General features: G+C 67.5%; 16 protein-coding genes and 2 pseudogenes. 14 read left to right on the plus strand and 4 right to left on the minus strand.

The genetic code is table 11. The features are described from left to right. Positions 1-7 precede the first annotated feature (7 nt). Together C2865_RS03370 and C2865_RS03375 are read right to left on the minus strand one after the other, a co-directional pair. Complete coding sequence (locus tag C2865_RS03370; protein ID WP_106396773.1) at positions 8-1,087, minus strand: inositol-3-phosphate synthase; 1,080 nt, start codon at positions 1,085-1,087, stop codon at positions 8-10. Positions 1,088-1,160: 73 nt separating this feature from the next. After that, on the minus strand, positions 1,161-1,784 hold the full coding sequence (locus C2865_RS03375; RefSeq protein ID WP_106396774.1) for a PadR family transcriptional regulator: 624 nt from the start codon (positions 1,782-1,784) through the stop codon (positions 1,161-1,163). Positions 1,785-2,060: 276 nt separating this feature from the next. Here C2865_RS03375 and C2865_RS03380 point away from each other — a divergent pair, with 276 nt between their 5' ends. Both C2865_RS03380 and C2865_RS39200 read left to right on the plus strand, forming a co-directional pair. Continuing rightward, entirely contained in the window at positions 2,061-4,799 is a 2,739-nt protein-coding gene (locus C2865_RS03380) for a transglycosylase domain-containing protein (protein WP_106396775.1), read from the plus strand. A gap of 170 nt (positions 4,800-4,969) precedes the next feature. Beyond that, complete coding sequence (locus C2865_RS39200) at positions 4,970-7,066, plus strand: hypothetical protein (protein ID WP_157963536.1); 2,097 nt, start codon at positions 4,970-4,972, stop codon at positions 7,064-7,066. A 198-nt stretch (positions 7,067-7,264) separates the two neighbouring features. Here the strand turns inward: C2865_RS39200 and C2865_RS03390 are convergent, their stop codons facing one another. Further along, on the minus strand, positions 7,265-7,954 hold the full coding sequence (locus tag C2865_RS03390; protein ID WP_106396777.1) for an HAD family hydrolase: 690 nt from the start codon (positions 7,952-7,954) through the stop codon (positions 7,265-7,267). A 732-nt stretch (positions 7,955-8,686) separates the two neighbouring features. Here C2865_RS03390 and C2865_RS03400 point away from each other — a divergent pair. The 6 genes and pseudogenes from C2865_RS03400 to C2865_RS03430 all read left to right on the plus strand — a co-directional run bounded on the left by C2865_RS03400 (position 8,687) and on the right by C2865_RS03430 (position 15,771). Beyond that, positions 8,687-8,938: a hypothetical protein gene (locus C2865_RS03400; RefSeq protein WP_106396779.1), complete on the plus strand. Its 252-nt coding sequence runs from the start codon at positions 8,687-8,689 to the stop codon at positions 8,936-8,938. Between the two features lie 825 nt (positions 8,939-9,763). Then, positions 9,764-10,532 (plus strand): annotated as a pseudogene (locus tag C2865_RS03405) (transposase family protein). A 471-nt stretch (positions 10,533-11,003) separates the two neighbouring features. Further along, positions 11,004-11,399, plus strand: coding sequence for a DUF2690 domain-containing protein (locus C2865_RS03410; RefSeq protein WP_157963537.1), 396 nt, complete (start codon positions 11,004-11,006; stop codon positions 11,397-11,399). A gap of 201 nt (positions 11,400-11,600) precedes the next feature. Continuing rightward, positions 11,601-12,408, plus strand: a pseudogene (locus tag C2865_RS03415) (IS5 family transposase). 1,868 nt (positions 12,409-14,276) lie between these two features. Continuing rightward, a complete protein-coding gene (locus tag C2865_RS03425; RefSeq protein ID WP_232835319.1) occupies positions 14,277-15,131 on the plus strand; it encodes a D-alanyl-D-alanine carboxypeptidase family protein in 855 nt (284 codons plus the stop codon). Positions 15,132-15,216: 85 nt separating this feature from the next. Beyond that, a complete protein-coding gene (locus C2865_RS03430; protein ID WP_106396782.1) occupies positions 15,217-15,771 on the plus strand; it encodes a barstar family protein in 555 nt (184 codons plus the stop codon). Here C2865_RS03430 and C2865_RS03435 read toward each other — a convergent pair. Continuing rightward, positions 15,768-16,550: a deoxyribonuclease IV gene (locus C2865_RS03435; RefSeq protein ID WP_106396783.1), complete on the minus strand. Its 783-nt coding sequence runs from the start codon at positions 16,548-16,550 to the stop codon at positions 15,768-15,770. The two genes, C2865_RS03430 and C2865_RS03435, sit on opposite strands and share 4 nt — an antisense overlap. Positions 16,551-16,858: 308 nt before the next feature. On the opposite strand from C2865_RS03435, the gene C2865_RS39885 reads away from it, so the two are divergent. The 6 genes from C2865_RS39885 to C2865_RS03460 all read left to right on the plus strand — a co-directional run bounded on the left by C2865_RS39885 (position 16,859) and on the right by C2865_RS03460 (position 19,344). Then, positions 16,859-16,996, plus strand: a complete 138-nt coding sequence (locus tag C2865_RS39885; protein ID WP_198653071.1) for a hypothetical protein — start codon at positions 16,859-16,861, stop codon at positions 16,994-16,996. A gap of 185 nt (positions 16,997-17,181) precedes the next feature. Then, the gene (rpsF, locus tag C2865_RS03440; protein ID WP_106396784.1) at positions 17,182-17,472 is read left to right on the plus strand and encodes a 30S ribosomal protein S6; all 291 of its coding nucleotides are present in this window, start codon (positions 17,182-17,184) and stop codon (positions 17,470-17,472) included. A 43-nt stretch (positions 17,473-17,515) separates the two neighbouring features. After that, positions 17,516-18,079: a single-stranded DNA-binding protein gene (locus C2865_RS03445; protein ID WP_106396785.1), complete on the plus strand. Its 564-nt coding sequence runs from the start codon at positions 17,516-17,518 to the stop codon at positions 18,077-18,079. A gap of 224 nt (positions 18,080-18,303) precedes the next feature. Next, entirely contained in the window at positions 18,304-18,540 is a 237-nt protein-coding gene (rpsR, locus tag C2865_RS03450) for a 30S ribosomal protein S18 (protein ID WP_106396786.1), read from the plus strand. A gap of 13 nt (positions 18,541-18,553) precedes the next feature. Beyond that, positions 18,554-18,994: a 50S ribosomal protein L9 gene (rplI, locus tag C2865_RS03455; RefSeq protein ID WP_106396787.1), complete on the plus strand. Its 441-nt coding sequence runs from the start codon at positions 18,554-18,556 to the stop codon at positions 18,992-18,994. A gap of 119 nt (positions 18,995-19,113) precedes the next feature. Further along, the gene (locus C2865_RS03460) at positions 19,114-19,344 is read left to right on the plus strand and encodes a DUF4190 domain-containing protein (protein WP_157963538.1); all 231 of its coding nucleotides are present in this window, start codon (positions 19,114-19,116) and stop codon (positions 19,342-19,344) included. Positions 19,345-19,555 lie beyond the last annotated feature (211 nt).

Consider the following 19,555-nt stretch of genomic DNA (forward strand, 5'->3'; position numbering starts at 1 on the left):
CCGGGCCTCAGCGCTCGACGTCGCCGCGGATGAAGGCCTCGACGGCCTCGCGCGCCTGGTCGTCGTTGTACTGCTCCGGCGGGGACTTCATGAAGTAGGAGCTGGCCGACAGGATCGGGCCGCCGATCCCGCGGTCCTTGGCGATCTTGGCGGCGCGGACCGCGTCGATGATCACGCCGGCGGAGTTCGGGGAGTCCCAGACCTCCAGCTTGTACTCCAGGTTCAGCGGGGTGTCGCCGAAGGACTTGCCCTCCAGGCGGACGTAGGCCCACTTGCGGTCGTCCAGCCACGGCACGTGGTCCGACGGGCCGATGTGCACGTCGGCCTTGGCCATCTCGTGCGGGATCTGCGAGGTGACCGACTGGGTCTTGGAGATCTTCTTGGACTGCAGGCGCTTGCGCTCCAGCATGTTCATGAAGTCCATGTTCCCGCCGAAGTTGAGCTGGTACGTGCGCAGCAGCTCCACTCCGCGGTCCTCGAACAGCTTGGCCATCACCCGGTGGGTGATGGTCGCGCCGACCTGGGACTTGATGTCGTCGCCGACGATCGGGACACCCGCGTCGGTGAACTTCTTGGCCCACTCGGGGTCGGAGGCGATGAACACCGGCAGGGCGTTCACGAACGCCACCTTGGCGTCGAGGCAGGCCTGCGCGTAGAAGCGGTCGGCCTCCTCCGAACCCACGGGCAGGTAGGACACCAGAACGTCCACCTGCGCGTCCTTCAGCGCCTGCACGACGTCCACCGGCTCGGCGTCGGACTCCTCGACCATGTCGAGGTAGTACTCCCCGAGACCGTCGAAGGTGTGGCCGCGCTGCACGGTCACGCCGGTCGGCGGGACCTCGGCGAACTTGATCGTGTTGTTCTCGCTGGCGTGGATGGCGTGCGCGAGGTCCTGACCGACCTTCTTCGCATCGACGTCGAACGCCGCGACGAACTCCACGTCACCGACGTGGTAGTCGCCGAACTGAACGTGCATCAGCCCGGGAACCCGCTGCTCGGGCGCCGCGTTCTTGTAGAACTCGACCCCCTGGACGAGTGAAGAGGCGCAGTTGCCCACTCCAACGATGGCTACGCGCACCGAACCCATCCGGTAGCTCCTTTTCTCTAACCCTGTCGGGGGTCTGATGCGATCCCCAGGCTTTTGGTAGGTACGGAGGCCCCTAGGAGGGGGCATCCAGGTCATTGCCCTTTACTGCGTCCTGCTGCGGCTCGGACCTCTGGTCCGCCGCCTGCGCGTGTTCCCGCCCGATGAGCTCGTTGAGCCACCGGACCTCGCGCTCCACCGACTCGAGCCCGTGGTTCTGCAGCTCGAGGGTGTAGCTGTCGACCCGTTCCCGGGTGCGGGTGAACGCGGTCCGCACGTGCTCCAGGCGCTCCTCCAGCCGGCTGCGCCGGCCCTCGAGGATGCGCAGGCGCACATCCGCCCGGGTCTGGCCGAAGAAGGCGAAGTGCACACCGAAGCCCTCGTCCTCCCACGCCGCCGGGCCGGCTTCGGAAAGGAGCCTCTGCAGGTGCTCCTTGCCTTCCGCCGTGAGCTTGTAAACGATCTTCGCCCGCTTGCTCTGCAGCGTCCCCGGGGGCGCCTCCTCCTGGTCCTCCTCGGTGATCAGCCCCTGGGCGAGGAGCTGCTTGAGGCAGGGGTAGAGCGTCCCGTAGGAGAACGCCCGGAACATGCCGAGCAGGGTGTTGAGCTGCTTGCGCAGCTCATACCCGTGCATCGGGGACTCATGGAGCAGCCCGAGTACGGCGAGCTCGAGCACGCCGCTCCTCTTGCCGCCGCCCATGGCACCCTCCGCGGTATCTCCACCAGATGTATCGTCCAAATGTATCGGCTCGATACATCGCCAAGATACGTAGTGTGAACCGCCTTCGCAAGATGCCCCATTCAGGCATCTATGTCGTAACCGTGTGGTCCATCCCACCCTCTGGGGCTTGTTCGCCTCGGTACCATGGCGCCGCTAGACACCTGACGCTGCTGGGGCTGTCGACCCCCCACCCCGCACCGGCAGCGCCGACGTGGGGGTCCCGACCGGGGCCCGCACCCAGCCGGGAGAGGTCGTGTGAGTAATCCGCCGAACGGGCCGGGCTTCGGAGCCCCCGGCAATGGACCGGAGGATGACTGGTTCAGGCCGGCGCCACAGGCCCGGGAAGAGATCTACCGCGAGTCCGAGTACGGCAACAGCTCGCCGCAGTTCGAGCCGTACGAGGCGCCTTACGACGACTACGGGCAGAACGGTCACGCAGCGTACGACGGCGGACACGACTCCTACGGCCAGCCCGGCCAGCCGTACGACGACGCCTACGCATCGCCCGACGGGCAGGGGTACGCGGCCACGACGGTGAACGGGGCGGTCGGCTACGAGGACGACCTCGACCAGACGAGGCTCGACGGCACTCCCGTCCGGGACACCGATCCACCTGGAGACGGGGACGGGGACGGGAAGAAGGCCTCCAAGAAGGAGGGCTGGAAGAAGTACGTCCCCAACTGGAAGATCGTCGCGGGTGTCTGCGTGCTGGGACTGGTCGCCTCGGGGACCCTGGTCGGCGTCGGTTACGCGACCACGGAGACTCCGGATCTGACCAGGGACGCCAAAGCGTCCGCCACGACCCAGGGTTCGAACGTCTACTGGGCCAACCAGAACGCCCGGCCGATCTTCCGCGTCGGCCAAGCCCGGGAGAATGTCAAACTCGAACAGGTGCCTCTGCACGTGCGGCAGGCGGTGATGGCGGCCGAGCAGCGGCAGTTCGAGACCGAACCCGGCATCTCACCGCGCGGCCTGGCCCGTGCGGCGTACAACACGGCCACGGGCGGCCAGGTGCAGGGCGGCTCCACGATCACCCAGCAGCTCGCCCGCAACTACCTGAACGACCTGAGCACAGAACGCAGCATCGGACGCAAGTTCAAAGAGATCTTCGCCGCGCTGAAGATGGAGGACAAGTACTCCAAGGACGTGATCCTCGAGAAGTACCTGAACACCATCCCCTTCGGCCGCCAGGCGGACGGCATCCAGGCCGCCTCCCGCGCGTACTTCCACAAGAACGTCGACAAGCTCACCATCGCCGAGGGCGCGCTGCTCGCGGCGATGATCCAGCAGCCGTACTACTTCTGCACGCGGGTGGGCCCCCAATGCCCGGAGGACTCCGGCAAATACCAGGGGCTGCTGTTCCGCTGGGACTACGTGCTCAGGGGCATGGTCTCCGAGGGCTGGCTGACCCAGGCCGAAAAGGACAAGCTGAAGTTCCCCGCGACCAAGAAGAGCTGGGTGTGGACGTCCGATGAGGATGATCAGACCGGCCATATTCGGGAGCGGATCAACGTCGAGCTGGCGAGCATCCCGGAATTCGACGAGGACCTGGTGCACACCGGTGGCTACAAGATCTTCACCAGCCTCGACCGGAACCTGATGAAACACGCCAAGCAGGCGGTCAAGGAGCAGGCGCCCAAACCGACGTCCAAGGAGATGGCGCGGGTGGTCCGCTCCGGTCTCGTGGTGGTGAACCCGAAGGACGGCGCGATCGTCGCCTTCTACGGGGGCAACGCCAAGAAGGAGCAGTCGGACGCCGCCCTGGTGGAGCGGCCGCAGATCGGTTCGTCCTTCAAGCCCTACGTACTGGCCACCGCGCTCTCCCAGAACATCAACGTCAAGTCGATGATCGAAGGGCGCGGCCTGATCTGCCTGGACGGGGTCACCGGTGACGTCGTTCCCGGCCCGCGGGACGAGACCCAGTGCAAGGCGAAGAACGCGAACGGCTACTGGATGCGGAGCGAGCACGGCGAGGGGCAGGCCATCTCGCTGATCAAGGCGACCGAGCAGTCGATCAACTCCTCGTTCGTCCGGCTCGCCCTGAAACTCGGCCTGCCGAAGGTCATCGGCATGGCGGAGAGCTTCGGCGTTCCGAAGAGCGCTTTGGAGGACATGCACGACAGGGCCAGTCTCGCGCTCGGCACGATCAACGTCTCCGCCATGAACCAGGCAGGGGGCTACGCGGCCTTCGCCAATGGTGGCAGAGCCGTTACTCCGCACATCATCAAGAGGATCGTCAAAGAAGTCGACGGCAAGGTGGTGGAGGAGATCAAGCTGCCCTGGGTCAAGCCCGGCAAGCAGATCCTGACCGAGGACCAGACGGCCCAGGCGACCGTTGCGATGCGGGCGGTGGTCACCCAGGGCACTGGTACCAAGGCCAGGCTCACCAGCCAGCCGGCGGCCGGTAAGACCGGTACGACCGACGAGGGCGCGGCGACCTGGTTCGTCGGCTACACCCCGCAGTACTCGGCCGCCGCGACGGTCTTCCATCAGAAAAGCAAGTCGTTGAGTCCCTACATCGGCGGGGACATCTACGGTGGTGAATACGCGGCCAGCATCTGGAAGGCCTTCATGGACAAGGCACTGGCGGGCAAGGAGGTCGTCGACTTCCCGACGACCACCTACTCGGGCCAGACAGAGATGTATGACTCGCCGAAGCCCAAGCCGACGAAGACCGAAAAAGAGTGCAATCCCCTCATGCAGCTGGCGGGGCAGTGCGGTAACGAGCACGAGCAGCCCCAGCCGCAGAACCCGCACGACCTGCCCGGCTGCACCGAGGGCAACCTGATGAACTGCGACCCGAACAAGCCGCCGCCCGGCACCGAGGGCGCCCCTCCCGGCTGGTGGTGCGCGGTGCACCCCGAGTACGGCGCCTGCCAGGCCAACCAGCCGGGGGCCCCGGGCGGACCGCCCGACAATGATGGCGACGGCATCCCGGCCGACCAGGACCCGAACGACAACGATCCGAACTGGCCGAACCAGCAACATCCGTAACATCCGGATTCTCCTGCAGCGGCCCGTCGACACGTGGCCGCGGCGGGAGAACCACCGCCTTACCGGCGTCTGACGAGGGCCCGCACGAACGTTCCGTGCGGGCCTTCTTCCGTTCATACCCCCGAAGCGCTTAACAGGGTCACCGGACGGACGTGGTAGAACGCCTGAGTATGAAGAGCCTGATCCCTCAGCGCACCGACCGTGCGGCGCTCGGGACCTGGGTGCTCGCTTACCTGGCGGCTGCCTGGTTCTCCATCGTCGTGATCAGGGTGATCCCCCACGCCGGTGACTGGCCGGACTACCTCACCCGATGGAACCAGTGGGACGCCGACCGCTTCTGGTGGCTGGCCACCTACGGCTACGACGGCGGCCCTCCAGGCCGCTACGAGGACTACAGCTGGCCCGCCTTCTTCCCCGGCTACCCCCTGGCGATCCGCCTCGTCGGCCTGATCGTCACCGACTACCGGGCCGCAGGCCTCTTCATCTCCTTCCTGGCGGGCCCCCTGGCCGCCCTGGCCCTCTCCCGCCTCACCGACCTCTCCCGCCCTTCATCCCTCTTCTCCACCCCCACCCGCTCTCCCCGTCCCACCCGACCTCGAAATTCCCCCCAAGCCCCTGAGGGCGCCCACGACCCCCTCACCCACCGCCCTTCAGAACCCGCCCTGCCTTTCCAGAAGCCCGTCGCTCTCCAGCCCTCTCACACCCCCGAAGCCCACCCCTTCCTCACCCGCACCCCTCCCGCGGAGCAGACAACAGGCCGCAAACCGGTCAGCCACCCCCTCCGCTCTCCCCACACCGCCCCGCTTCCCTCCGAAGCGCCCACCCAGCCCCCCGGCACCTCCGAAGCGACCACCACCCCCTCCACGAACCCCGATCCCGAGCAACCCACCGCACCGAAAACGACCCCCGAAGACACCCCCACACTCGAGGACGCCCTTCCTGCAGAGCGGGAATCCCTTCCCTCCAAAGACCTCTCGCCCGACGAGGGTCCCCTGGCCAGGCAGGATTCCTCTGGCAGCGGCTTCCCGAACGGGGAGAGTTCTCGGGCTGAAGAGGGCTTCTCGGCCGGACAGAGCTCTTCCGCAGGGAGCTCTCCGAACATGGGGAGTCTTCAAGGCACGGGAGCCGCTCCGGGTACAGAGAGCTCTTCGAGCGCGGGGAGTTCTCAGGGCGCGAAGAGCCTTCGGAATGGGGAGGAGCCTCTGGTCGAGAGGGAAGTCCTGGCCGAGGCCGCTGCTTGGGTGGAACGGGGTGCCGCGGTGGAGAGGGGCTCCCGGGCCGGGACGGAGCGCCGGTCGGGGACGGGGCGTTGGCCCGGGAAGGGCGCCCGGATGCGCGGAGCCGCGTCGGACGGCTCGACGGGAGTGAGTGAGCCGGCGTGGAGGCGGGCATCGGAGCGAGACGTCGGGACCACTGTTCTGGAGCGGTCCGATCCCGAATTCCGGTCACAGTCCGGGTCCGGGTCCGGGTCCGGGGCCGGGTCCGCGGTCGAGGGCGGGAAGAAGGACGAGCGGAAGGGACCGGGGCCGGGGTTCTACGCGGTGCTGGCGCTCGTCACCAGCCCGTGCGCGGTCTTCCTGTTCGCGGCCTACTCCGAGGCGCTGTTCCTCGCGCTGGCCATCCCCGCATGGCTGCTGGCGAAGAAGGGCCGCTGGGAACTGGCGGTGCTGTGCGCCGCCGGAGCCTCGGTCGTCCGGATCACCGGACTGTTCCTGGCGCTCGGCCTCATCGTGGAGTTCCTCGTCGGGGAGAACGGCCGCAAGGCCCCCGGTGGCTGGCGCAACGCCCCGTACCTGGTCACGCCGTTCCTGTCGATCGGCGCCTACATGGGCTACCAGTGGTACCGGACCGGCGACCCGCTGGCCTGGCAGCACGCCCAGGAGCAGGGTTGGAACCGCCACACGGTCTGGCCCTGGGAGGCCTTCGAGACCACCTGGTACAACGCCTTCACCATCCAGACCGAGTGGAGCAACTCCTTCCGCGTCGAGATCTTCGCCGCCATCGTCGGCGTCCTCCTCGTCCTCTGGCTGCTCTACCGCCGCCAGTGGCCCGAGACCGTCTACATCTCCACCCAGCTCGCCGCCTTCATGACCTCCAGCTTCTACCTCTCCATAGGCCGAGCCACCCTCCTGTGGTTCCCCCTCTGGATCCTCCTCGGCCACCTCATGAGCCGCCACCGCTGGTTCACCGGCCTCTACCTCGCCCTCTCCCTCCCCCTGGCCGCCGCCTTCGTGGCCTCCTTCACCCAAGGCCAATGGACCGGCTGACCCCGCCCGAAAGGACACCCACTCTGCCACCCTCGTCCGGAACGAGGCAGGGCCAGGCCCAGGGCGCTGCTGACGCGGGCAGACCTGGGTGCCGCTGACATTGATCTCAGTCAACGAAGCGGAGGAGCTATCACCTTCGGCCGCCTTGCCGCTCCCGCCGTCCAGGCCAAGAACCGACTGGGCCGGGGGCGGCTGGGTTCAGGGGAGGGCGAGTGCGGTGAGGGTGGGGATCTGGGGAAGAGGGCCGGGGGCGGGGATGGAGGTGCGGTTCAGCCAGAGGGGATGGAGGCCGGCGTTGGCGGCGGCTTGGGCGTCGGTTCGGTAGTCGTCGCCGATGTAGAGGGCTTGGGAAGGGGGGATGGCGAGTTCGGCGCAGGCGGTGTGGAAGATGCGGGGGGAGGGTTTGGCTTCGCCGATGTCGCTGGAGACGATGACCAGGGGAAGGAGGTCGGCCAGGCCTGTGCGATGGAGTTTGTCGTGTTGTTGGGCGGAGTCGCCGTTGGTGATGACGCCGAGGCGCAGGCCGGGGCGGGCGGTCAGTGCCTCGAGGGCGGGGCGGGCGTCGGGGTAGGGGCGCCAGGCGTTCTCGTACAGGGTGAGGTAGCGGGCGAACCAGGCGTCGATGGCGGCGTCGTCGGAGAGGGCCAGGGCGAACTCGTTCGCCAGGGCGCGGACGCGGCGGCGGCGCTGCTCGGTGAATGTCAGCTCGCCGGCCAGGTAGCGGTCCATCGCGTCCCGTTCCAGGGCGAACCACTGTTCGACCAGTGCGTCGGCGACCGGTGAACCGTCCTGGGAGGCGGTGGTCGTGACGGCTTCGGCAGCGGCGGCGCGGTGGTCGACGAGGGTGCCGTCGATGTCGAAGAGGACCGCGCTGATCGTTTCGGGCATCGCTTCCCCGTTTCCGCCGGACGGGGTCGAGCCTAGCGGCCAGGCGGGGCTCGCGGCGGGTGCCGGGCGGAGCTCGCGGAGCGCCAGGACGCGCAGGAAAACGACGGCGAGCCCGGCAGCGCACACTAGAACGGCTGGAATGTGTGCTCGAACGCGTCCTGCCGGGCCGGTTCGACGGTCCGGGCAGCGCCCGGGGAGAGGCTGGCGAGGCTACGTGTCGATGGGACCGGAAGCCACTAGGTGGGTCATCCGCGATGTGAGAACCATGGCGTGGAAGCGGCCTGGTCTCCATGAGGACGACGGGATCTCACCATCCGCCTCATCGAATCCGATCAGGCCGCTGCCGCGCTCCTCGCCGAAATTCCGTGCTCGCCTACAGATGGAGCGGCGTGGTCGGCACTGTGCCTTCGGTTTGCCGGACACGCCCTGCCCCTCGGCCTTGACCGGTCAGGGGAGACGGACGACGGCGACGCCGTGCTGGTCTTCGCCGAAGGACCAGGCGGCGATGAGGTCGCCGGCGAGGAGACGGGTGCCGAGGGGCGGCCATTGTGGCCGACGGGCAGGTAAAGGGCTCCGCTGGAGCGGGCGTCGAAGGCATCGAAGCAGTGGAAGCGCAGATGGTCGCGCAGGGCCTCGTCCCGTACCGCGGCGAGTGCCTTCTCCCACTGCGGTTCGGCGGTCTGGGCACGACCGCCGTTTCCTCCCATGGGAAGGAGGCGGCCCGGGGCCCAGATGGGTGAAGGTGGCGGCGCGCAGGGCGTCGAAAAGGGTGCCGTCGGTGGCGATGCGCAGGACCGGCGCGATGGCGCACCCATTCTCAGCGGCCTCGGCCAGATCGACGCGGTGACGGACCAGGAGCGGCGCGAGATCCGCGCCGACGATCGAAACGTCATCGTCGTCGTGCTGCGCGGCCGCCTCCCGGACATCCTTCACGAAGGAGTCGGTGAATCCCGCCTCGTCCAGCTCACCGAAATACACGAGTGACGCGCTCAGATCGAACCGCCACGCGAATTCCTGATGGTCCTCGTCCAGGTAAACCGGGTCGGGCAGCTCCCTCGGCGCCGTGTCGGCGAGGCCCTCCGCGTTCAGCCACCCCCGCCCGGCACGAGTTCGGCGAGCACTTCACCGCCGTAGTAGGCCGCATAGGTCGCCTCCGCCGAGAACCCGTCGGCCTGCCCAGCAGGATCCCCAGCGCTTCGCCCAGCTCCTCATCCCTCCCCATGAACCCACCCCACGTTGCCGCTACCTCTCGTCCTGACCCATTTCGAACACTGCATGATCAAATGAAACTTGCTGAGAAAACCTCACTGACCAGCGGAATTGCTACGACCGACTGGGGCAGGCATCGCTGACCTCGACGGGTAGATCATGTGGATGTCCGGAGTCATTCCCAGCTCCATCCATGACCTGAGAGCTTCCCGAATTGAGGGATTATCTGTGCTCTGGCTGCCTGCGGGCTGCTGGCCAACAAGGGTTACCAGGGAGCCGATCCGATGGTCATTGCCTCATGAAGGATAAGAACAAGCCGAATCTCGGGAGCAGGCGAATCGCTCACATGCCAAGCTCCGCCGAACCGGGGAGCACGCAAACACCTGGATCAAGCGGTGGGAGATCTTCACCAAGCTACGCTGCCGCCCCGCCGCGTCGGTCGTATTGCCAAGGCCATCAACGTCTTGAGCCTTTTCCACCAGCCTTTCGAGGCTGATGATCACAGCATGATCGCGGGCGGTGTGGCGGCCTGAGAACGCGAAGAAACCCCTGGTAGGACGGTTGATCTCTCACAACCCTCCGCCCAACCAGAGGCTTCGCATGCTTTTCTATCGTGCTTCGCTGCCGTTGTCGCGCTCGACGCTGAACTACGTGGCCGGCCTGGTCCGCCGGCACCGCAGGTCCATCTCCAGTAAGGGCCGGGCGCTACCGCCCGGGCAGCAGGCGCTGATGACACTCGCCCACCTCGAGAAAGGCGAGACGTTCGCCCAGCTCGCAGCTGGTTTCGGAGTCGGGACCACCACCGCCTGGCGGTACATCAACGAGACCGTCATGCTGCTGTCGGCCCGCTCGCCCAAGCTCGGCCAGGCACTGCACAAGGCCAAGAAGGATCAGGTGCGTCATCTGATCCTGGACGGCACCCTCATCCCATCGACCGTGTGAAGGCCGACCGGCCCTTCTACTCCGGAAAACACAGGAAGCACGGCGTCAACCTGCAGGTCATCGCTGGTCCCGAGGGGCAGATCGCGTGGGTCTCCGGCGCCGGCCCGGCTCGATCCACGACCTGAGAGCCGCCCGCAACTGGGGCGTCATCCGCGCCCTGGCCGCCAGCGGACTGCTCGTCCTGGCCGACAAGGGCTATCACGGCGCCGACCCGGCGATCCTCACCCTGTACAAGTGCAAGAACAAACCCGCCTCCCAAAAGCAGGCGAACCGCTCGCACGCCAAGCTCCGCGGCCCCGGAGAGCGCGCGGACTCCCAGCTCAAGCAGTGGAAAATCCTGGCCAAGCTACGCTGCTGCCCGCATCGCGCCGGTCATCTCGCCAAAGCCATCAGCGTCCTACAGAACCGCGAAGCTGCCGCATGGTGAAAAACGTTCCTTGCAGAACCGAAGGGCCGTCTCGTGACGGAAAAGGTTCCTTGAACGCCTCCGGCCAGCCACTTTGACGAAATCCTACCCACCGGACGCTAATAACCAAACCAGTTTTAACGGAAATTAGACAATTTGTTTCTGAGGGGGGTTCTTTGAGGAGTTCTATGCCTGATGTCACCGCAAGCGCTTTTGCTGTCCCCTTATATCAGATACTTATCATTTTTTCAAGCCATAATCCGCTCAAGTAATGATGGAAATTTTCAATTCTGAACAAACTCTTAGGTGGAGTGGTCTGTGATGATCAATCTGCTTACAGCCCTATGGGATTTATGAGAGGTTTGTATGAAGGTTGAAAGGATGGGCTCGGCGGCCGCAGTCCTCGCTGTCGCTGCCGTGAGCTTCGCGGGTGTCGCCATTACGGCCACGCCCGCTTCGGCGCTCTGCTCTCGGGGAGGTTGCGACGGTCTCATGCCTCAGGTCGTTGGGTGCAATAATGACTCCATCACCGCTTACTCCACTGTTGGTGGTGTGAAGAAGTATGCCAAATTTAAATACCGCAATGGCACTGTGGAGCTGCGTTACTCTCCTGCGTGCCATGCGTTCTGGGCGAGGGTGACGGTCGATCAGCAGGGTTGGGTCGGTGACTTCTTGGAAGGAACCGGTTATGACAACGGCAATCGGGTCAATGCGGGCTGGAACGAGGTGATCCGGATCGGAACACTTACTACTGCCGGCACTCAGGCATGGACTCCCATGTGGGGGCAGCGTACTGCATCCCGATATTCGTGGGGCGCGAAGATTCGGACGGAGGGCAGTGGTTCGGCGGAAATCCGCTGGCCGGTCACTGGGGTGATCTGGAGCTGATCTGACCGCCTGATAGATGTGGGCCCGTACGCCTTGAGAACGTACGGGCCCGCGTTATGAACCACCCCGAATTCGTTAGAACATTTGATGTTCCTTGCGTTGGGGAGCTGCTGCCTGTATCCGCTTGCTATTGAAAGATCGCTCTAGGCTGTGTTGTCAAATTAGGGGCGTAGTGGCCTGCCGGTGTGGATGATGTAGGTCGTGGTTCGTCGTTATGAGTTGACCGATGCTGGGTGGCAGGTGTTGGAGCCGTTGCTGCCCCGGCGGACGATGGAGCGTCCGCGGGCCGATGACCGGCAAATGCTGACGGAATCGTGTTCAAGTTCCACTCGGGCGTGGCCTGGCGGAACGTGCCCGAGCGGTACAAGTCCTGGCGCTCCCTACACACCCGGTGCCGCAGGTGGGCCGCTGATGGCACGTTCACCACGATGCTGCGGGCGCGGGCGGATGCGACCGGGGGCATCGACTGGCTGATCTCGGTGGACTCCACCATTGTGCGCGTCCACCAGCACACAGCCGGGGCAAGAAAAGGGGGCGCCAGGCACTCAGGCGTTCGCGGGGCGGTCTGACCTCCAAGATCCATATGGTGTGAGATGGGCGGGGCCGGCCGCTGGCGTTCGTGTTGACCGGTGGGAACGCAGGCGACTGCACGCAGTTCACGCACCTGATGGCTGCGATCCGGGTGCCCCGGATCGGGTCGGGCCGCCCTCGGGCGCGGCCTGATCATGTGATCGGTGACAAGGGCTACAGCACCAAGGCCATTCGCGCCCACCTGCGCAGACGCGGCATCGCCGCCACGATTCCCGAACGCAGGGACCAGGTTTGCAACCGGCTGCGGTACGGCAGCCGCGGCGGTCGGCCACCGGTCTTCTATAAGGGCGTCTACCGGTGGCGCAACGTCGTGGAGTGCTGCTTCAACCGGCTCAAGCAGTGGCGGGGGATCGCCACCCGCTACTGCAAGACCACCCAGTGGTGTGCTGGGCGGCGTGCTCTACCGCGTGGGCGGTAGAGCACGCCGTCTTCGGGGGGTGGGCGGGGGGTGGTCGGGGCCTGTGAGGAAGTAAACGGAGTGGGAGGCGGAGGGTCTGTATGCGGCGGGTGAGGGTGGACAGGTGGGAGGGGGTGGGGGACCAGCCGGCTTCGAGGAGGAGGGTGAGCCAGGCGTGGAGGTAGGGGGCGGGGGAGGTGCGGAAGTCGTGGGCGACGGGGAGGACGTGCCAGCCGAGGGAGGCCAGGCGGGCTCGGCGGAAGGTGTCGTGGGAGCGGTTGGCGCGGCCGGTGTGGTGGGTTTCGCCGTCGTACTCGAGGGCGCAGCGGTAGCGGGCGTGGCCCAGGTCCAGGCGGTAGGGGGTGGGCGGGGCGGGGAGCTGGCAGGTGGGGCGGGGGAAACCGGTGTCGATCAGGACGCCGCGGACGAGGGACTCGCCGGGGGACTGGGCGGCGGGGTCGGCCATCGCGATGACGGCGCGCGCCTGGGTGGCGCCGGGGCCGGTGGCGCGGCGGGAGCGGGCCAGCAGCGCCGGTAGGGAGACGCCTCGGGCCAGGAACTGGTCGACCAGGGCGAGAGCCTCGTAGCGGGGCAGGGAGCGGGCGCAGTCGTAGGCGGTGCGTTCTCGTGTGGTGAGGCGGCGGCCGCCCAGCGTCGTGACGTCCTCCGGGAGCAGGCGCAGGAGGAGCGGATCACCACGGTCGGTCTCAGAAGCGGGTGCTTCTGAGACGGGTGCTTTCGAGGCGGCGTCGGGAGCGCTCGCTTTCACCACGCCGATGGGCGAGGTGACACGGCGACCGGCAGGCCCTCGGGCGGTCATCGTCGGTGGAAGACCGCGACCGCTCGGTATCGACGACGGGTCGGTCGAGCCAGGAGGAAACGGTTCGGAGGAGTCGGGAACCTGGGCCGGGCAAAAAGCGGCTGACTCCGGAAGGCCGGTGGCCATGGAGGCCGCGGATTCCGAGGCTTGGTCGGTCGAAGGAAGGGCTGCGGGCTCGGAGGGGCGGGTGGGTGAGGGGGAGGCTGCGGGCTCAGAGGGGCGGGTGGGCGAGAAGGGGGCAGCGGGTTCGGAGGAGCGGGTGGGTGAGGGGGAGGCCGCAGGCTCAGAAGGACGGGCGGGCGAGAAGGGGGCAGCGGGTTCGGAGGAGCGGGTGGGTGAGAGGGAGGCCGCAGGCTCAGAAGGGCGGGTGGGTGAGCAGGGGGCAGCGGGCTCGAAAGAGCAGGTGGAAATTGAGGAGGGCGCTCTCGAAGGGGTGGGAGGGGGGACAGCTTGGACGGGGTCGGGGCTGGTCGGCTTTGAGGAGGCGGGGGCGGGGCGAGAAGCGGTCGGTTCGGGCGGGGCCGCGGTCGGGGTGGTGGGTGCGGGCTTCGGAGGGTCGAGGGCCGGGGTCCGGTGGGAGGCGGCTGCTCCTGGGGTGTCGGTGGGAGGGGTGGGGAGGGCCGGTTTCGGGGAGCCGGGCGGCGGGTGGGGGGCCGCCAGTTCGAGGGGGACGGTGGCGGGGGTGCGGCGGGGGATGGCCAGGCCCCAGAGCAGGGCGGCGGTCCGGGTGGTGAGCAGGAAGGGGATCTTGAGGCGCTCCAGGAGGCGGAGGCGGGGTTCGAAGGGGCCGGTGCCGTGGGCGACGAGCGGGCGGTGGACGCTCGGCGCGGTGGTGAAGAGCTCTGGCTGCGTCATGACCCCACTGTGCGGCCGCGGCCGCCGCCGCACAGGACCGAACCGGATTCTGGGGAAAAGCCCTCTGGCGTCGGACGGGACGGGCCGGTGTGGTGAGAGGGACGCGGGAACGGGGGCGGGGGAAGGCAAACCGGTGGGTGTGTGTGGTTTGCGAAGTGTTGTGGGGGGTGCCAGGGTGGGCGGCTGATCCAGAAGCCCAGGGGCCGGGGGTGCCGTGCGCAAGCTGATCGTGTCCGTCGTGATGGGGGCGGCGGTGCTCGTGGGGACGGGGGTGCCCGCGGAGGCGGCGCCTCGGGGTCCGCGGCCGGCGGTCAAGGCCAAGGCGGTGGCGCTCAGCCTGGGCGGAAAGACCCTCTGGAACAAGGACATGCACGTCAAGCGGCCCATCGCCAGTCTGACGAAGGTGATGACGGCGATCGTGGTGCTGCGGTACGAGAGCGATCTCGACCGCACTCTGACGATCAAGAAGAAGTACACCACCTACGGCGACAAGTGGGGCGCCAGCGAGGCGGGCCTCGTCGTGGGGGACAAGGTCAAGGTCCGTGATCTGCTGTACGGGGCGATGCTGGAGTCCGGAGCGGACGCCACCGCGGCGCTCGCCGACGCCTACGGGCCCGGCTACAAGAACTTCATCGCGAAGATGAACGCCACGGCCAAGCGCCTGAAGCTGAAGAAGACCCACTACGCGAACTTCGACGGGCTGCCCTACCCGTCCCAGACCTCGACGTACTCGACGGCGGCCGAGCAGATCAAGGTGGCCCGGTACGCCCTGCGCTTCCCCACGATCAAGAAGGCCTCCGCCACCAAGAAGATCACCATCCGAACGGCGAAGAAGCGCACCTACACGTTCGAGAACACCAACCAGCTGATCGGCAAGTACCCCGGCATCCTCGGCATCAAGACGGGCTACACCAACGGGGCCGGCTACTGCTTCATGTTCGCCGCCAAGCGCGGCAAGCGCACGCAGATCGGCGTCATCCTCGGCTCCCCCACCGACAAGAGGCGGTTCTACGACGCCAGGCGCCTGCTCGACTGGGGTTTCGGCGACCAGACCCGCGAGTGGCGGTGACGTCACGTCCCCACCCGAGCGCGGTTACCATCGGCGGGTTCCCGGTGCTCACGGCCGGGCGCGTCGAACACGGGTGAGGAAGAGCATGCACGGGCTGGAAGGGCTGATCGCCGGACGGGTGGCGCCGGGCGTCTACCGCTGGGAGATCCGGCCAGAGGAGCTGTTCCGCACCGCCAAGCGCCCTCAGCGGACCGGCCTCACCCGCACGCCGGACGGGCGGCTCGCGCTGCCCCTGGCCATGGGCGGCGGCCACGCCGACGTCGAGGCGCCCCCGTGGCTGGCGGACGCCGAGGACGCGGGCTGGGAGGTCTTCGGCCTGGGCGAATCACAGGACGAGCAGGGCTTCTTCACCCATGCGGCGGAGGTCCTGGAGTTCCCTGAGGAATCCGACTCCGACGACTGGGACGCCTTCTACGACCTGCTGACCGACATGGAATGGCTGCCCGCGGAGCGCGCCTACCTGATCGTCTGGCCCGGCTGGAAGACCCTCGCCGATGCGGCCTCCGAGACGTTCGCCACCGCTCTGGGCGTCTTCCGCGACGCCGTCGACGCCTGGGCGGAGAGCGACACACCCATGTACGTGCTGCTCCCCGGCCCCGGCGGCGAACCGCGGGAACTTCCGCCGGTGCCCCGGGACTAAAGGGATTCGCGAAGGGATTCGCGCAGGAACGTCAGGTCGGCGGCCTGGCCGTCGCCCGGGGTCTCCAGGACGATCGGGGCACCGGCCTCGCGGCAGACGGCGACGATGAGGTCCGGGTCGATCTGGCCGTGCTTCAGGTTGGCGTGCCGGTCGGCGCCGGAGCCGAACGCGTCGCGGCTGTCGTTGCAGTGCACCAGGTCGATGCGGCCCGTGATCGCCTTGATCCGCGCGACGGCGTCCAGCAGTTCCTCGCCGGCGGCGTGGGCGTGGCAGGTGTCCAGGCAGAAGCCGACGTTCTTGTCCATGCCGGCGACGCCGTCCAGCGTCTCCCACAACTGGGCGATCCTGTCGAACTTCCGGGCCATGGCGTTGCCGCCGCCCGCGGTGTTCTCGATCAGGACCGGGATCGGGCACTCCAGCCGTTCGAAGACCTTGCGCCAGTTGTCGAAGCCGACCTGCGGGTCGTCGCCGTCGCCGACGTGCCCGCCGTGCACGATCAGCCCCTTGGCGCCGATCTCGGCCGCCGCCTGCAGATGCTGCTCCAGCAGCTTGCGGCTGGGGATCCGCACCTTGTTGTTGGTCGTCGCGACGTTGATCCGGTACGGGGCGTGGACGAAGACCTCGACCTCCGAGGCCTTCACCGCCGCGGCCAGCCCCTCGGGCAGCACCGGTTTCTTCCAGCCCTGCGGGTCGCCGATGAAGAACTGCACGACGTCGGCCTGCAGCTCCGCGGCCGCGGCGAGGGGATCGTCGTCTCTGACGTGGGCTCCGATGCGCATGCGCCCAGGCTAGCGGCGGGGACCGACAACGGTCCCCCGGACGGGACACGCGCGCCCGGCGGCGTCCGGCCCGGGGCCGGACGCGCGTCGCGGGATCCACATGGGGCGGCGCTGCCGTGGTCGAAAGCCCGCCGGCGCGTGCGAACGATCCATGGATGCGTGTCCGGTGGGGCGGCGAACGGTCCACATGAGGATGGGCGCCTCTCGTGCTGGGCGTGCGCCGATGCGCGCAGGACGATCCACAAGGGCCGGGATTTTGTCGGCGCCGGGGGTTAGGGTCGAACACGACTTCGATTCGAGGAGGGTTGATGAACGAGTTCTCCCAGATCGGCGAGGCGGAACTGGTCGATGAGCTGTCGAGGCTGACGACCCAGACGGCCAAGCTGAGGGCGCGGATGTTCGATCTCATGGCCGAGCTCGACCGGCGGCGGACGAACGTCGCCTGACGGCGTTCGCGAACCGCCGGAAGCTGTGGAAGCAGGTCTGACGACCCGCGGGTTGTTGGTAGCCTGGTTCGGTCCCGCACTTTGCGCTCCAGGCAGTCGCCTCAGAGCCGGAAGCGGGCAGACAGCTGGCCCTCCTGTCACGGGAACGCCGTGACCGCATCAGTCCAAAGGAGGTAGGGACCTCAATGCGTCGCTACGAAGTTATGGTGATCCTCGACCCGTCGCTCGACGAGCGCGCGATCACGCCGACCGTCGACCAGTTCCTCAACGTGGTCAAGACCGGCGGGGGCACCGTGGAGAAAGTCGACGTCTGGGGCCGCCGGCGCCTGTCGTACGACATCCAGAAGAAGTCCGAGGGCATCTACGCCGTCGTCGACCTCACCGCTGAGCCCGCGCTGGTCAAGGAGCTTGACCGCCAGCTCAACCTGAGCGAGTCGGTGCTGCGTACGAAGGTCCTGCGTCCCGAGGTCCACTGAGACCTCGCTGTGAGCCCCACACCGGAGTCGGGAGCGTAACCCCATGGCAGCAGGCGACACCACGATCACGCTGGTCGGCAACCTCGTCGAGGACCCCAACCTGCGGTTCACCGCGTCCGGGCAGGCCGTCGCGTCCTTCCGCGTCGCGTCCACCCCGCGGTTCCTCGACAAGGCGACCAACGAATGGAAGGACGGCGAGAGCCTCTTCCTCACCGTCAACGTCTGGCGGCAGGCCGCGGAGAACTGCGCGGAGAGCCTCCAGCGGGGCATGCGGGTGATCGTGCAGGGTCGCCTCAAGCAGCGCTCCTACGAGACCAAAGAGGGCGAGAAGCGCACCGTCTACGAGATCGAGGCGGACGAGGTCGGCCCGTCGCTGAAGAACGCCTCCGCCAAGGTGACCAAGACCTCCCGTCAGGGCGGCGGCGGTTACGGCGGCGGCGGTGGCGGCGGCTACCAGGGCGGAGGCGGCGGTTACCAGGGCGGTGGCGGAGGCGGCTACCAGGGCGGCGGAGGTTACTCCGGCGGCCAGGGCACCCCGCCGCCGGACGACCCCTGGGCGACCAGCGCTCCCGCCGGTGGCGGCTTCACCGACGAACCGCCTTTTTAATCAAGCCCGTCGATGTGGCAGCAAGGTGACGGCCTGCTGTCATACCGGGACGGTGGGAGCCGTGAAGCCCGGTTCGCCGGGTGCTTTACTGCGGCTTTCGCTGGGTTATGGGTGAGTAGCCTGTAGTCCGTTCGGATCGGCCTCCATGGGGGGCGGGTCCGGAGAAAAACTGAAAGATGTCCATTCCTGCTTCGGCAGGGCTCTGAGTTCCGAGGAGCACCACGATGGCCAAGCCACCGCCCCGCAAGCCCAAGAAGAAGGTCTGCCTGTTCTGCCAGGAAAAGATCTCCTACGTCGACTACAAGGACACGCCGCTGCTGCGGAAGTTCATCTCCGACCGGGGCAAGATCCGTGCGCGTCGGGTGACCGGCAACTGCACGCAGCACCAGCGCGACGTCGCAACCGCGATCAAGAACGCGCGCGAGATGGCGCTGCTCCCGTACACCTCGACCGCTCGCTAAGGAGGGGATTGATATGAAGCTGATCCTCACCCAGCAGGTTTCCGGTCTCGGTGCTCCGGGCGACGTCGTCGAGGTCAAGGACGGCTACGGCCGCAACTACCTCGTGCCGCGCGGCTTCGCCATCCAGTGGAGCAAGGGCGCCGAGAAGCAGATCGTCGTGATCAAGAAGGCGCGCGCCGCCCGCGAGATCGCGACCCTGGAGCAGGCCAAGGAAGTCGCCGACTCCCTCAAGGGCCTCAAGGTGGTCGTCAAGGCGCAGTCCGGCAAGAGCGGCCGCCTCTTCGGCGCCGTGACCGCCGGTGACATCGCCGAGGCGGTCAAGTCCGCCGGCGGTCCCGACCTCGACAAGCGCCGCATCGAGATCGACAACCCGATCAAGACGACCGGTACGCACCAGGTCACCGTCCGCCTCCACCCGGAGATCAGCGGCACGGTCAACCTGAGCGTCGCCTGAGCCGCCTGATCAGGCGTCACACCGACGGCAACGGCCCGGATCACATGATCCGGGCCGTTCTGTTATGCCGATCGGGGATAAGGATTGTTTTGCCTCGGGGTCAGAGGCAGACTTGCCGCGTGCGCCGTACCAATCCCTATGCCGTCGCCTCCCTGGTCTGCGGGCTGCTCTGGGCCTGCGGGATCGGCAGCCTCCTGGCGGTGTTCTTCGGCCATCTCGCCCGCCGCCAGGTCCGCGCGACCGGCGAACGCGGCCGCATCCCCGCTCTCCTCGGCCTCATCCTGGGCTACACGGGACTCTTCCTCGCCGTTCTCTTCTTCCTCCAAGGCGGAGTCCTCATCGTCGCCTGACCCCCGCCGCTCGAACGCAGCCGTCCACCACGTCCGGAGCGGCTGCCGTGCATCCAGGGAAAGTCCCCACGGCCGTCGTGCGCCCAGGCGAGGACCGCATCACCGTCCGGACCCGCCATACGCTGACTGGACGGGCCGTGCCGCCACTATCGCGGAGCGTCCGGGCGGACCTCACCGTCACCCGCGCCCACTTCGCGTCGTTCGAACGCGG

This window comes from Actinocorallia populi, assembly GCF_002995495.1.
Lineage (GTDB): Bacteria > Actinomycetota > Actinomycetes > Streptosporangiales > Streptosporangiaceae > Actinocorallia > Actinocorallia populi.